At 71.0% G+C, this 12933-nt stretch carries 13 protein-coding genes; 10 read left to right on the forward strand and 3 right to left on the reverse strand.

The annotated features are described in order from the left end of the window. Window positions 1-83: 83 nt before the first annotated feature. The 4 genes from B5D66_RS04685 (at window position 84) to B5D66_RS25930 (ending at window position 2837) form a co-directional block, all read left to right on the forward strand. Window positions 84-1103 carry a LacI family DNA-binding transcriptional regulator gene (locus tag B5D66_RS04685; RefSeq protein WP_078760347.1) on the forward strand — a complete coding sequence of 340 codons (1020 nt, stop codon included), beginning with the start codon at window positions 84-86 and terminating at the stop codon, window positions 1101-1103. A gap of 431 nt (window positions 1104-1534) precedes the next feature. Next, window positions 1535-2266: a hypothetical protein gene (locus B5D66_RS04695; protein ID WP_327307852.1), complete on the forward strand. Its 732-nt coding sequence runs from the start codon at window positions 1535-1537 to the stop codon at window positions 2264-2266. A gap of 49 nt (window positions 2267-2315) precedes the next feature. Then, a complete protein-coding gene (locus B5D66_RS25925; protein WP_235000744.1) occupies window positions 2316-2606 on the forward strand; it encodes a dihydrofolate reductase family protein in 291 nt (96 codons plus the stop codon). 27 nt (window positions 2607-2633) lie between these two features. Beyond that, complete coding sequence (locus tag B5D66_RS25930) at window positions 2634-2837, forward strand: dihydrofolate reductase family protein (protein ID WP_235000746.1); 204 nt, start codon at window positions 2634-2636, stop codon at window positions 2835-2837. A 51-nt stretch (window positions 2838-2888) separates the two neighbouring features. On the opposite strand, the gene B5D66_RS04705 is transcribed toward B5D66_RS25930, so the two are convergent. After that, window positions 2889-4094: a M15 family metallopeptidase gene (locus tag B5D66_RS04705; protein ID WP_235000748.1), complete on the reverse strand. Its 1206-nt coding sequence runs from the start codon at window positions 4092-4094 to the stop codon at window positions 2889-2891. 479 nt (window positions 4095-4573) lie between these two features. Between B5D66_RS04705 and B5D66_RS04710 the strand changes: the two genes are divergently transcribed. From B5D66_RS04710 to B5D66_RS04730, 5 genes are all read left to right on the forward strand, one after another. Then, the gene (locus B5D66_RS04710) at window positions 4574-7699 is read left to right on the forward strand and encodes a sensor histidine kinase (protein ID WP_078760349.1); all 3126 of its coding nucleotides are present in this window, start codon (window positions 4574-4576) and stop codon (window positions 7697-7699) included. 223 nt (window positions 7700-7922) lie between these two features. Continuing rightward, window positions 7923-8324 carry a roadblock/LC7 domain-containing protein gene (locus B5D66_RS04715; protein WP_078760350.1) on the forward strand — a complete coding sequence of 134 codons (402 nt, stop codon included), beginning with the start codon at window positions 7923-7925 and terminating at the stop codon, window positions 8322-8324. Window positions 8325-8347: 23 nt separating this feature from the next. Further along, window positions 8348-8842, forward strand: a complete 495-nt coding sequence (locus tag B5D66_RS04720; RefSeq protein ID WP_394330028.1) for a DUF742 domain-containing protein — start codon at window positions 8348-8350, stop codon at window positions 8840-8842. A gap of 34 nt (window positions 8843-8876) precedes the next feature. Then, window positions 8877-9467, forward strand: coding sequence for a GTP-binding protein (locus tag B5D66_RS04725; protein WP_078760352.1), 591 nt, complete (start codon window positions 8877-8879; stop codon window positions 9465-9467). A gap of 169 nt (window positions 9468-9636) precedes the next feature. Then, a complete protein-coding gene (locus tag B5D66_RS04730) occupies window positions 9637-9939 on the forward strand; it encodes a hypothetical protein (protein ID WP_078760353.1) in 303 nt (100 codons plus the stop codon). Between the two features lie 28 nt (window positions 9940-9967). Here the strand turns inward: B5D66_RS04730 and B5D66_RS04735 are convergent, their stop codons facing one another. Together B5D66_RS04735 and B5D66_RS04740 are read right to left on the reverse strand one after the other, a co-directional pair. Then, on the reverse strand, window positions 9968-10924 hold the full coding sequence (locus B5D66_RS04735) for a cation diffusion facilitator family transporter (protein ID WP_078760545.1): 957 nt from the start codon (window positions 10922-10924) through the stop codon (window positions 9968-9970). 127 nt (window positions 10925-11051) lie between these two features. Continuing rightward, on the reverse strand, window positions 11052-11681 hold the full coding sequence (locus B5D66_RS04740) for a TetR/AcrR family transcriptional regulator (RefSeq protein WP_078760354.1): 630 nt from the start codon (window positions 11679-11681) through the stop codon (window positions 11052-11054). Between the two features lie 198 nt (window positions 11682-11879). Here B5D66_RS04740 and B5D66_RS04745 point away from each other — a divergent pair, with 198 nt between their 5' ends. Further along, window positions 11880-12647 (forward strand): SDR family NAD(P)-dependent oxidoreductase, encoded by a 768-nt coding sequence (locus tag B5D66_RS04745; protein ID WP_235000750.1) that lies wholly within the window; start codon window positions 11880-11882, stop codon window positions 12645-12647. Window positions 12648-12933: the final 286 nt, after the last annotated feature.

Genomic DNA, 12933 nt, shown 5'->3' on the forward strand with positions numbered 1-12933 from the left:
GACATCGCCGCCCCTTCGTGTACCACTATTGGTGGAGGAGGAGGGGCGGCCGTGTGTGTGCGCCCGAAATGGGAGGACGGCAGATGAGCGTTCGTCGGCAGCGGCCGACGCTGGAGATGGTGGCCGAGCGGGCCGGGGTGGGCCGGGGGACGGTCTCCCGTGTCATCAACGGTTCGCAGCAGGTCAGCAAGGCCACCCGCGAATCGGTGCTCAGGGCGGTGCGGGAGCTGGGGTATGTGCCCAACAAGGCCGCGCGGACCCTGGTCACCCAGCGCACCGACACGATCGCGCTGGTCGTCTCCGAGCGTGATGACCGGCTGTTCGCCCAGCCCTTCTTCGCGGGCATCGTCCGTGGCGTCAGCTCCGTCCTCAACGACCGGGGGTTGCAGCTGCTCCTGGCCACGGCCCGGACCGCGGCCGAACACGAACGCCTGGCCGAGTACCTCACCGGCCACCACGTCGACGGTGTGCTGTCGGTGTCGCTGCACAGCGACGACCCGCTGCCCGGGCTGCTGGAACGCGCGGGGGTGCCCTACGTGCACGGCGGGCGGCCACTGGACGCCGAGCCGAGGGCCGTCCACTTCGTCGACACCGACAACGTCGGCGGCGCCCGCGCGGCGACCCTGTACCTCGTCGAGGGGGGACGCGAGCGCGTGGCCACCATCGCCGGGCCGCAGGACATGGTCGCCGGCATCGACCGGCTCCGCGGCTACCGCGGCGCGCTCGAGGAGGTGGGGAGAAGGGTCGATCCCGCCCTCCTGGCCTACGGCGACTTCAGCTACGAGGGGGGCGAGGCGGCCATGCGGGAGCTTCTGGCCGCCCGTCCCGACGCGGTGTTCGCCGCCTCCGACCTCATGGCGCTCGGCGCGCTGCGGGTGGTCAAGGAGGCCGGTATGCGCGTCCCCGAGGACATCGCCATCATCGGCTACGACGACTCCGACCTCGCCCTGCACTCCGACCCGCCCCTGACGTCGGTCCACCAGCCGATCGAGCGGATGGGACGGGAGATGGCCCGCATCCTCACCGACGGCCTCGCCGGGGAGGTGCGCGAACCGGGCGGGGTCATCCTCGACGCCTACCTGGTCGTGCGCGATTCCACCTGACGAAGGCTACCGGGGCGTAGGGCCGCGGCACCCTCTGGACGCCGCCTCACCTGCTGTGCGACGCTGAATCCGGTCCTTCCCTGATGCCATGGCACGGGAGGGAACAGGACGGGGCGGGCGCGCCCGGCGGTGCGCGACGGCGTGACGTGGAAACGGGGCGGATGCGGGTGGGGCGCACGCGGCAGCGGTGCGGGGTGGACGGATGTGAATGGTGCGCCGGCGCCGGCCGGCCCTGCCGTTTCTGCGCCGGTACCAGACGGTGGCGTCCCGAACGTCCGCTCCGCGATGCCGACGGGGTGATCGGTTGGGTCCGGGTCGAGGAGGAGTGCCGCATGTGCGGCGGGACCGGCCGGGAGCACAACCCGTTGGACGCGCCGGCGGCCGGATCGCGCTGAGCCGCGCCGCCAGGCCACCTTCGTCGCCGGGATACCGTGAATCCGAGCGGTCGCCTCGTCGACGCGACCACCATGGGAGGGGAGTTCATGCGCTGGGTCACCTATCTGTCCCCCAGTGGGGGAGCGGAGCGGCCGGGGGTCGTCGACGACGGCTGCGTGTTCGGCTACCCGGGTGAGGAGACCGTGCCCGAGCTGCTGGCCGAGAGCCGTGACGCGCTCGCCGACGCCTTCCAACGCGCCCTGGCCTCCCCGGTCGAGATCATCGTGGAGTTCGAGACACGTCTGTGCGCGCCCTACCTGCCGGCCGGCCCCGTCATGGTGCGCCGGGCCTCCGGCGAGGCGTGCGCGATCACGCCCGACCTGGTCCGCGGTACGGACGACGGGATCATGGTGCCCGCGGGGGTGGGGGCGCTGGTGGCCGAGGTCGGGGTCGCCGCCCTGTTCGGGGGGCGGGGACTGCACGCGGGATACACCCTCGCCTGTCTGTGGCTGTCCTCCACCGGTGAGCCGGTCGGTCTGACGCTGGGGCCGGCCATCGTCACCCACGACGAGTTCGACGGTTCCGACCTGACGGTCACGGCGACGGTCGAGGGGGAGGAGGTGGCCTCGGCCGCCCTCGACGGTAAGCTCGCCTGGACCGAGGAGCTCGAGGGCGATATCGCCATCGCCCTGCCCGCTGCGAGCCGTCCGCTGGAATCCGGCGAGGAGTTCCACGTTGACGGGGGAACGCTCGGCGAGTTCGAGATCCGGGTGGGGGCCGCGGCCTGATCCGTCCCCGTCGGCCGGCCACCATCGCGAGTGAAAGAGGCATGAGGCCATGGGGAAGGTCCTGGTCCACGTCACGATGTCCCTGGACGGCTTCATCGCCGGGCCCGAGGACGCGATGGACTGGGTCTTCGCCGGCCTGGAGCCGAACGAGGCCGCCGACGAGGTCATGCGGGCCACGGGCGCGGTGCTCGCCGGCCGTCGCACCTACGAGGTGGGGCTGCGCGACGCCCAGGAGATCTACGAGGGCGCCTGGGAGGGGCCCCAGTTCGTCCTCACCCATCGGGCACCCGCCCAGGCCGCGCCGGACTCCCCGGTCACCTTCCACCTGTGGTGTCCGTGAGGCGGTCGAGCGGGCACTCGCCGCCGCATGGTGACGGGGGCCGACACCGTTCGGCAGTGCTTCGAGGAGGGGCTCGTCGACGAGGTCCTCGTCCAGGTCGCACCGATCATGCTGGGCGACGGGATCCGGCTCTTCCAGGTTCCCGGCGGCCGGCGGGTGCATCTGGAGCCGATTTCGCTCACCGCCTCGGGCGGACGCGCGGACCTGCGCTACCGCGTCGTCTCACGCTGACCGGGCGGCCGGCTCCCACCTGATGGCGCGGGAGCCGGCCTGGACGCGGGCTCAGGGAAGGTACTCCCAGTGCCAGGGTTCGAAGCCGTTCTGCGCCCATGCGGGGTTGTGCCATCCGTAGTCGGGCGCGACGGACATCATCCAGTCGTACTCCACCGACCCGTGGACGTTGACCCCGCCGCACAGGTCGACGGCCAGGCCCAGCCCGTGGGTGCTGGTCCCGGGGCGGGCGGCCATCCCGGCCTGCATCTGGTGGAACAGCGCCACCTGTTCCGCCAGCGGCCGGTAGGAGTCGGTGACGCACATCGGACGCCCGAACCGCTCGCGGAACGCGCCGTCGAGTTCGATGAAGGCGACGGCGGCGTCGGCGCGTAGACGTTCACCCGGCTGGGGCAACGGGCACAGCGCCCACTCGGGGATCTGGCCGTTGGCGTAGCCGGCGGCGGCGGTGCCGTCGCACGCGGCGTCGGTGGAGCTCCCCTCCGCCGCGTCGCGGGCCTGTTGTAGCGCGGCCCTGCGCTTGCGCTCCTGCCCGGCGTCGTCGCTGACGGAGGCGAGCCGGTTCTCCAGTTCGGTCTGCTCGGCCAGGATCGACTCCATCGACTCCTCCTGCTCGCGCACCGCGGCCAGGGCCCTGTCCTTGGCCGCTGCGGCGGCGTCGGCGGCCTCGCGCTGTTTGTCGCGGGTCTGCGCTGCGTGCTCCTCGATCGCGTCGGCCGCGGTGCTGGAGGCGGTCGCCCGGTCCACGACATCGTTCCGTCGGTCGGCCAGCAGGCGGAGGTAGCCGCTGCGGTCGGCGACCTCCTGGGGGCCGTCAGGGGAGACCCACGCGGTCGCCATGCTCAGGTCGGCGCCCATGTAGGCGGAGGCGGCGTAGCGGGCCGCGTCGCGGCGCGCCGCCTCACGGCGTTCCCCCGCGTTGGCCGCCTTGCTCCGGGCGCTGTCATAGGCCTTCTCGGCCTCGTCCAGACGGTCCAGTTCCCCGTGGTAGTCGAGGATGGCCTGGTCCGCCGCGCTCTGAAGGTCGTCCAGCCGGGCCTGTACCGCCGCGATCCGGCTCTTGAGCGCCCCGACGGAGTCCTGTGGTCCAGGGCCGTCGTCCAGGTCGTCTCCGAGCCTGGCCGGCCCGGGAGGTGTTCCGGCGGCGGTCGGGGTGGCCCCCGCGATCGCCAGCCAGGCCCCCAGGAGCACCACCGCCGCAGCGCGGACGCCCCCGTATCCGCCCTGGAATGGGCGCGCGCGTTCACCGTGCCTCACAGACGCTCCCCCCGAAACGTGCGTGTGCGGACACAGAATGCCACTTCGGGGAATCGGTTGACAGGGAGCTCAGGGTGTGTCCGAAAAGTTATCGAAGAGCGGGACGGAGCGGTGGGGGGATCGTGACCTCACTGATGCGGGAGAGTGCTGGACCGGATAGCAGGGAGGATGAATAATCCATCGTCAGATCGAGTCCGGCATTAGGGATAATCGAGGTATCCCGGACGTCCGGACGGATTGATACGCTATCGATCTCACGTCCCCCGTTTCGGTTTAATGGTGGACGACGCCTCTCCCCCCCATGAGTCGGGTCCTGGCGAAGAAAGCTTCCCCCCTTCTCGGCGCCGGATCGCCGTGTGCGGCAGGCCGATCGGCCGTCCCCGGCATCCCTCAGGCCTCCACACGCAGGCCGGGTGGATCGTGCTCAGGGAGTCCATGTCCGTTGCCCGAGGCGGTAACACGAAAGGTTGCGAGGGTCCGTGTCGACACGAGCGACGGGAATTGGAGCCGATTCGGCCCACGACGAGCTCCCCGAACAGGCGGAACACGCCGGCGGAGACGAGGAGCAGTCGGAGCGTCCGGCCCGTTGGTGGGCGCCGCGCAACTGGCGCGTGCGATCCCGCCTCGTCGCGCTCATCGTCCTCCCCACCGCGGTCGCGGTGCTGCTCGGTGGGTTGCGCATCTCGGAGAACGTCTCCGGAACGCTCACCCACGAGCGGATCGAGAGTATGGCCGCGCTCACTGAGACGGTCGTCACGCTTGGTAACGAGCTCGGCCGGGAACGGTTGCTGACGGCGGCCTACATCGCCGACGATCCCAACCCCGCCGAACGCTCGCCCGAGCTCGGTAAACAACTGGAGGACCAGCAGAAAGTCGTCGACCAGGCGGTCAACGAGGTGCGCAACGGCGCCAACGAGCTTGGAGACCCCGGCACCGAGCTGATCTCCAACCGGCTCCAGGCGATGTTGACGAACCTGGAGAACCTGTCCACGATCCGCGACGAGGTGAGTGAGACCCGTATCTCGGTCCTCCCCGCGGTCACGAAGTACCGTCAGCTCAACAACACCCTCGTCGGCTTCACCGAGACGATCGCCGAAGGAACCGACAACACCTCGCTGCGCGAGAGCGCCCGCACCCTCGCCGAACTCAGCCGGGCGCGCGACCAGCTCTCCCACGAGTCCTCGCTGATGCTGTACTCCCTGATGCGCGGGTCGATGTCCGGCGGTATCCAGGAGTCCATCGAGGGCGCCCGGGCGCGCTACGACAACAACCTCCAGAACTTCCAGTCCAGCGCGACGATCGAGCAGCGCAAGATCTACGACGACACCTTCACCGGCCTGGAGGTCAGCCGCATGGCCACCATGCGGCTGCGGGTGATGATCCGCACCAACACCGACCAGCAGCTGACCGGCCTGACCTCCGGCGACAGCGCCGCCGAGTACCAGGAGGTCTCCACCGAGTCGCTGGGGCTCATGCAGCAGGTCGAGTCCCAGATCGCCGCCGACACCCGTCAACAGGCCGCCGACCTCAAGGGGAACGCGCTCAACCGGGCGATCTTCGACTCGCTGGTGATTCTGGCGGTCATCGCCGCGGTCATCGTCATCACCATGCTCGTCGCCCGTTCCATGGTCCGTCCCCTGCGGCGGCTGCGTGAGGGCGCCATGCGGATCGCCGAACAGGACCTTCCCGAGGCGATCCACCGGATGCGTGAGACCAACGCCGATGTCGACGACATCCGCATCACCCCGATCGACGTGGCTTCCAGCGACGAGATCGGCGAGGTGGCGCGCTCCTTCGACGAGGTCCACCGCGTGGCCCTGCGGTTGGCCGCCGACGAGGCCGCGCTGCGCAGCAACGTCAACTCGATGTTCGTCAACCTTTCACGCCGTAGCCAGACGCTGGTCGAACGGCAGATCCGCCTGATCGACGGTCTGGAGCAGAGCGAGCAGGACGCCGACCGTCTCGCCGACCTGTTCCAGCTCGACCACCTGGCGACGCGCATGCGCCGCAACAACGAGAACCTGCTCGTCCTGTCCGGTCAGGACAACACCCGCAAGTGGGCCCAGCCCATCCCGCTGGTGGACGTTTTGCGCGGTGCGATCTCCGAGGTCGAGCAGTACGAGCGGGTCAACGTCCGCGCCCCCTCGCACATCTCCGTCCTGGGCCGGCCGGTCAACGACGTCATCCACCTCGTGGCCGAGCTGGTCGAGAACGCGACCTCCTTCTCCTCCCACGACACCCAGGTCTCGGTCACCGCCCGCGCCCTTGACGGCGGTGAGGTGATGGTCGAGGTGACCGACAGCGGCATCGGGATGTCGCCCGACGAGATCGAGGCGACCAACCAGCGGCTGGCCGAGCCCCCTGTCATCGACGTCGCGGTCTCCCGCCGAATGGGTCTGTTCGTCGTCAGTCGCCTGGCCAACCGGCACGGCATCCAGGTGCGCCTGCGCCCCGCCCACAACGGGGGTATCACCGCGCTGATCGTCTTGCCGGCCGACCTGTTGATCACCCCGGTCGACCCGACCCCGCCGGCGTTGGGCGGCGGGCGCGCCGGCGTCCCCGACACCTACGCCGAGGCGACGGCGGCCTTCGCCTCGGCTCCCGCGCCCTCCGACCCCGCCGAGGCGTGGCAGACCCCGGCCGGCGAGGAGCGGCCCCTGTGGGAACAGGACCGGCGCGAGACCCTGCCCAAGCGTCCCGACCCGGCGCAGGCCGGCCGGGCACGTGAGGAGCACCCGCCGAGCGGCCAGGACCTGTGGAACGACGCCTGGAAGAAGCCTGCCGAGCCCGAGCGTCCCGCGCAGTCCCCGCAGCCGGCCCGGCCCGAGCCCACGGCGCAGGCCCCGCAGCCCCTCCAGCCCGAGCGTCCGGTCGAGCCCCCGGCGGCCACGCCGCGCCCGGTCGAGGAGCAGCCGCTGTGGCGGGAGCAGCCCCAGTCCTCCCCGCAGCAGCCGCTGGAGGAGTCCCGGCCCTGGAAGGAGCAGGCGGCCACGCCGCAGCCCTACCAGGTCCAGCCGCCGGCCACCCCGCCCGGACAGGACTCCCGTGAGGGGTACGGCTCCACGGCCTACCTGTCGAAGCGCTACGGCAGCGGCTCAAGCCACGGGACCGTGGTCCCGCCCGCCCCGGACAACAACAGCGGCCCGCTGCCGATCTTCGACTCGATCGAGTCGAACTGGTTCCGCCGTCGCACGGTGCGTCCGGCCGTCACCGCCCCCGAGACCGGGCCGATCGGCCTGGGAACGCCGCCCAACAGCGCGGGCGTGCCGGCCGGAGCCAAGGCCGAGCCGATGAGCGCTCCCGAGCCGCCGGCTGCGCCCTCCTCGGGACGTCCCGAGGACGAGTGGCGCTCGGAGGCCGACACCGGATGGAAGGCCGCCAAGAGCGCCAGCGAGCCCGTCGCCGGTGGCTTGACGTCCGCGGGCTTGCCAAAACGCGTTCCCAAGGCAAACCTTGTTCCCGGTACGGCTCCCCAGCCGGAGAACTTCAAGCAGATCCCGACACGTTCCGCCGAGCGGGTCCGCAGCAGGTTCTCCAGCTTCCAGCAGGGGGTCCGTCAGGGCCGCAACATTGCCGGAGAACAGCAGTCGTCCAAGGAGAAGTAGTGGTCGCCAGGATCGATGGGAGACGCTCCCCGGACATGGTCCGGGGGCCGGCCCGTGGACCGTGCCGGCGGGGGCGCCGTAGATCACGGATGAGCCATGAATTAGCATCATCCGCACTTCTTGGACATTCACTCGCAATAAAGTCGATAACGATGAAATCTTGGCTTTTGGCCGGCTCCACCCCCGACGGCCGATGCGAAGGCTGGGACCGACAGGAGAGCAGATGAGTCAACCGGTGAACGAGCTCAACTGGCTGATCACTGACTTCGCTAACCGTGTGCCTGACGTCGCGCACGCGATCGTGGTGTCGTCCGACGGACTGCCGCTCGCGGCGTCCGCGGGCTTTCCCACGGACCGCGCCGACCAGCTCGCGGCGATCGCCTCGGGGCTGTCCAGCCTCACGCAGGGGGCTGCCCGGGTCTTCGAGGGCGGCGCGGTCGCTCAGACCGTCGTGGAGATGGAGCGCGGTCTGTTGATGATCATGGCGATCAGTGATGGTTCGTGCTTGGCGGTCCTCGCCGCGGCGGAGTGTGACCTCGGCCTCATCGGCTACGAGATGACCCTTCTCGTGGAGCGAGCCGGCCGGGCGCTGACCCCGGCGGCGCGCACTTCGGGCGTCCACTGAACCACCACCGACAGGAGGAAGTGGTGGCACCTCACGGTAGGGATGCCGGGAGCACCTCATGGTTCGGACACCAGCCCGCCGGCGCCTCCCGGGCGCTGACGGACGGTGTGTCGGGCGCCGACGCTCCGCGGCACGGCCAGCAACCACAAGACCGACAGCAGTGGCCGGCCGCCAACAGCGCGCCGAGTTCGCTCGTACGCCCCTACGCTGTGACGCGGGGGCGTACCAAACCGCGGTCGCAGCTGCCGCTGGAGGCGCTGATCTCCACGACTGCGACCGCTCGCAACGAGTTCGGGACCCTGACCCCCGAATGCCAGGCAATCAGCGATCTGTGCCGGGAATGGCGCTCCGTCGCGGAGATCTCCGCACTGCTGCGGATTCCGCTAGGTGTCGCTCGGGTGCTCGTGGCGGACATGTCGGAGCAGGGGCTGGTCCAGATCAGATCGTCGCTCAACACCGACAGCCGGCCCAACACCAACCTGCTTGAAAGGGTGCTCAGTGGACTTCGCAAGCTCTAGCGCGGCCGATGAGGGCGGTGCTGTGGCGAGTGCGATGACGTCGGTCAAGATCGTCGTCGCCGGAGGGTTCGGCGTCGGCAAGACCACGTTCGTGGGCTCCGTCTCCGAGATCGTGCCGCTGACCACCGAAGCCGTCATGACCAGCGCCAGCGTCGGGGTCGATGACCTCGCCAAGACGCCGGACAAGCAGACCACCACGGTGGCGATGGACTTCGGCCGCGTCTCACTGGACTCCGACCTCATCCTCTACCTGTTCGGCACGCCGGGCCAGCACCGCTTCTGGTTCATGTGGGACGACCTCGTCAAGGGCGCGATCGGCGCCGTCGTCCTGGTCGACACCCGCCGGCTGGCCGACTGCTTCCCGGCCATCGACTACTTCGAGGAGGCGCGGCTGCCGTTCATCGTGGCCATCAACGGCTTCGACGGCTACTACCCGCACACGGCCTCCGAGGTCCGTGACGCCCTCACGCTCAACGAGAACATCCCGATCGTGCAGGTGGACGCGCGTGACCGCACCTCCACGAAGGCGACGCTCATCACCCTGGTGGAGCACGCCATCACCGTCGGGGACGCCGCGAGCGCGGGGCAGCCGACCTCGACCGGAGGACAGAGCTCCTGGCGGTGACGGCCACGCGCCAGGAGACCGCGTACGCGCCGTCTCGCCGACATCGGCGAGGCGGCGCGTTCCTTGTTCGCCCGGCCGCCGGGTCGAGGAGTGGGGCCCGCCCCGAGCGGGGACAACGATCGTGAGGCCGGCCTCGCGTGGGTCGGCGCGCCTGCCGAAGGGGGGACTCATGATCCGGGGAATCGTACGCGAGACCGACCTCTCCCGGCCCGAGGCGTGGCAGGCCGACACGGCCGGTGTCCGCCGCCGCCGGGCCAGGTCCCTGCGCGAGGTCCTGCGCGACTTCGGCTGCTACCAGTTCACGATCCCGCTCTCCGACGAGCCCGACGACTGCCTGTACCTGTCCCTGGAACAGTGGCGCGGACGCGACTTCGACACCACCTACCTGCTCCTGGACTGGCAGGACGACTCCGCGGCCGCCGGGGACGGCGCGCCCACGGTGCCCGCGCCCCGGTCCCGGTCCGAGCCCTGAGCGCGGGAGTGGCCGGGGAGCCGTTCCCTCAGGTCGTTCCAGCCGGCGAGGGGCCCGATCCGTTCGGGAGGGTGTAACGCCGTACGTCGGGTTCCAGGTAGATCAGCCGGGCGATCGGCACGGCCGCGCGTATCCGGCGCTCGGCCGAATCGATCGCCGTGGCCACCTGGACCGCCGAGTCCTCGACGTCGATCGCGATCTTGGCGGCCACGAGCAGTTCCTCGGGGCCCAGGTGCATGGTGCGCATGTGGATGACCCCCTCCACGTCCGCGCCCGTCTCGATGGCCTCCTGGATCAACCGGACGTGCTCCCCGCTCGCCGCCTCCCCGATCAGCAGGCTCTTCATCTCCACCGCGAGGACCACCGCGATGGCCACGAGGAGGAGGCCGATCATGGCGGTCCCCAGGCCGTCCCACACGCCGTTCCCGGTGATCAGCGTCAACGTGACCCCGGCGAGCGCGAACACCAGGCCGAGGAGCGCGCCGGTGTCCTCAAGGAGGATCACCGGCAGCTCCGGCGCCTTGGAGCGGCGTACGAACCCCACCCAGCCGGTGTCCCCGCGCACCGCGTTGGACTCCTTGACCGCCGTGCGCAGCGCGGTCGCCTCCATCGCCATGGCGACCAGCAACACCACGATGGGGACCCAGTGCCATGAGGTGATCGGGTGGGGATCTCTGATCTTGTGCCAGGCCTCGTACAACGCGAACAGGCCGCCCAGGGCGAACAGCACGATCGAGACGAGGAAGGCGTAGACGTAGCGCTCGCGGCCGTAGCCGAAGGGATGCTCCGGGGTGGCCCGCCGCCGGGCCCGCCGGCCGCCGACGAGGAGCAGGACCTGGTTGCCGGAGTCGGCGACGGAGTGGATGGACTCGGCGAGCATCGCCGAGGAACCGGTGAGCGCCCAGGCGGCGAACTTCGTCACGGCGATCCCCAGGTTGGCGCCGAGCGCGGTGACGACGGCGCGGGTACTGCCTTCGGTTGCCACGGTCATCCCCCTGATTCACGTGCCGGGCTCCGGCGCGTGGAGTCTGCGACCGGTCGTCCCGTCCTAGGCCCAGTGCCCCGCGGCGGCCCGCTCTCACGGGCAGGAGCGGGGGGATCGAGTTCGGGGGTCAGTCGGACAGCCCCTCGGCCGCGATGGCGAGGGCCTCGCGCACGGTGTCGTCGAGGGAGCGGCCGTCGTCGCGGGGGTGCCAGGCGAAGTCCTCCACCGCCGCGCGCAGGGCCACGTTGAGCACCGCCGCCTGGACGCGGGGGCGCAGGTCCTCCGGGGAGGCGCCGATGCGCAGGGCGATCACCTCGGCGATCAGCGGCTCGGCGTCCAGATGGGTCCGCACCCACACGGAGCGCACCCCCGGCTCGGTACGGGTCAGGCGGACGAGCTGCACGATGGCCCAGGAGTTTCCCGAGCGTTCCACCGAGAGCGAGCGCAGCGCCTCACTGAAGACCTGGCCGGGGGTTCGGTCGCGCAGGGCCGTCACCAGGGCCTCGACGCCGGCCGACAGCAACGGGCTGACGCACTCCTCCTTGGCGGAGAAGTAGCGCCACAGGGTGCGCGGGGAGATGTCGGCCGCGCGGGCGATCTCGGCGGAGGAGGTCTTGGCCACCCCCTGGGCGGTGAAGAGGCGCACCGCCTCGTGGGCGATGCGCAGCCGGGTGGCGGCCTTGCTCTGCTCGCTCAGGGGCGGGCGTCCGGTCCGGGGGCGTGGGCGTTGCGCGTCCGTGTGCGTGGCGTCCTCCATGGGGACATCCTCGCGCGTTCCGCCCCTCCCCGTCCCTCCGGCCTGTCGGGGAGCCGTCACGATCGGCGTGGCGGTTCCCCGATCTCTTTTTGGCGTTGAGTGCCATAAAGTCGTACGCTGAAGTCCTCAGGCGGCGGGAACAGCGCAAACCGGCCACAAGCCGCGCTCCGCCGCGCCAGACGGACAATGGAGAACGACGTGAACGGTAATTCCGGCCCGGTGGGCCGTGGCGTGATCGTGACGGGTGCGGGTTCGGGCATCGGCCGGGCCGCCGCCCTGAAGTTCGCGGCCCAAGGGGACCGGGTCCTGATCGCCGACATCGACGAGGCCAAGGTCCGCGCGGTCGCCGGCGAGATCGAGGAGGCCGGTGGCACCGCCGTGGTGGTCGCCGGAGACCTCAGCGACCAGACCGTCGTCGACAGGGTGACGGCCACCGCCGTCGAGTCCTTCGGCGGTGTGGACGTGCTGGTCAACAACGCCGGGATCATGGACCGCATGTCGGCCGCCGCCGACACCGAGGACGGCGAGTGGGAGCGTGTCCTGCGCGTCAATCTCACCGCCCCCTTCATGCTCACCCGCGCCGTGCTGCCGCACATGCTGGACGCGGGGAAGGGCGCCATCGTCTTCACCGCCTCGGAGGCGTCGCTGCGCGGTAGCGCCGCCGGCGCCGCCTACACGGCCTCCAAGCACGGTGTCGCCGGCCTGACCAAGTCGGTCGCCGTGATGTACCGGGAGAAGGGGATCCGCGCCAACGCCATCGCCCCCGGAGGCACCCGTACCGGCATCACCGTCGACGCCCAGGCCGAGGCGCACGGTCCCGGGGTCCTCGCCTCCTACATGCGCAACATCGGGCACCCGGCCGAGGCCGAGGAGCAGGCCGCCGCGATCGTCTTCCTCGCCTCCGAGGCCGCGAGCAACATCAACGGCGTCGTGCTGCCGGTCGACAACGGCTGGGCCGCGGTCTGAGCCGCGAGGTGCCGTGGTGGCGCCGGCGGTGACCGTTCCATATGGCCCGCCTCGCCGAACGCCCGGCTCCGACGGAGGGGGCTCGGTGGGCCGTCCGGCCCCCGAAGCGCCGGCCGACGTCCAGCCGGCCGGCGCCCCGTCCCGGCGCTCCCGCGCGTGGCGGCCGGGCGCGAGACGGCCGGGGAGAGGAGGCCGGGACCGCTCCCTGAGCCCCATGGCCAGCCGCACATCCTCGCCGCCCCCGATGGGGCTCCCAGCCCCCGTGGCGGCTGACCGCTCACCCCAC

The sequence above is a fragment of the Marinactinospora thermotolerans DSM 45154 genome, from assembly GCF_900167435.1.
Classification (GTDB): domain Bacteria; phylum Actinomycetota; class Actinomycetes; order Streptosporangiales; family Streptosporangiaceae; genus Marinactinospora; species Marinactinospora thermotolerans.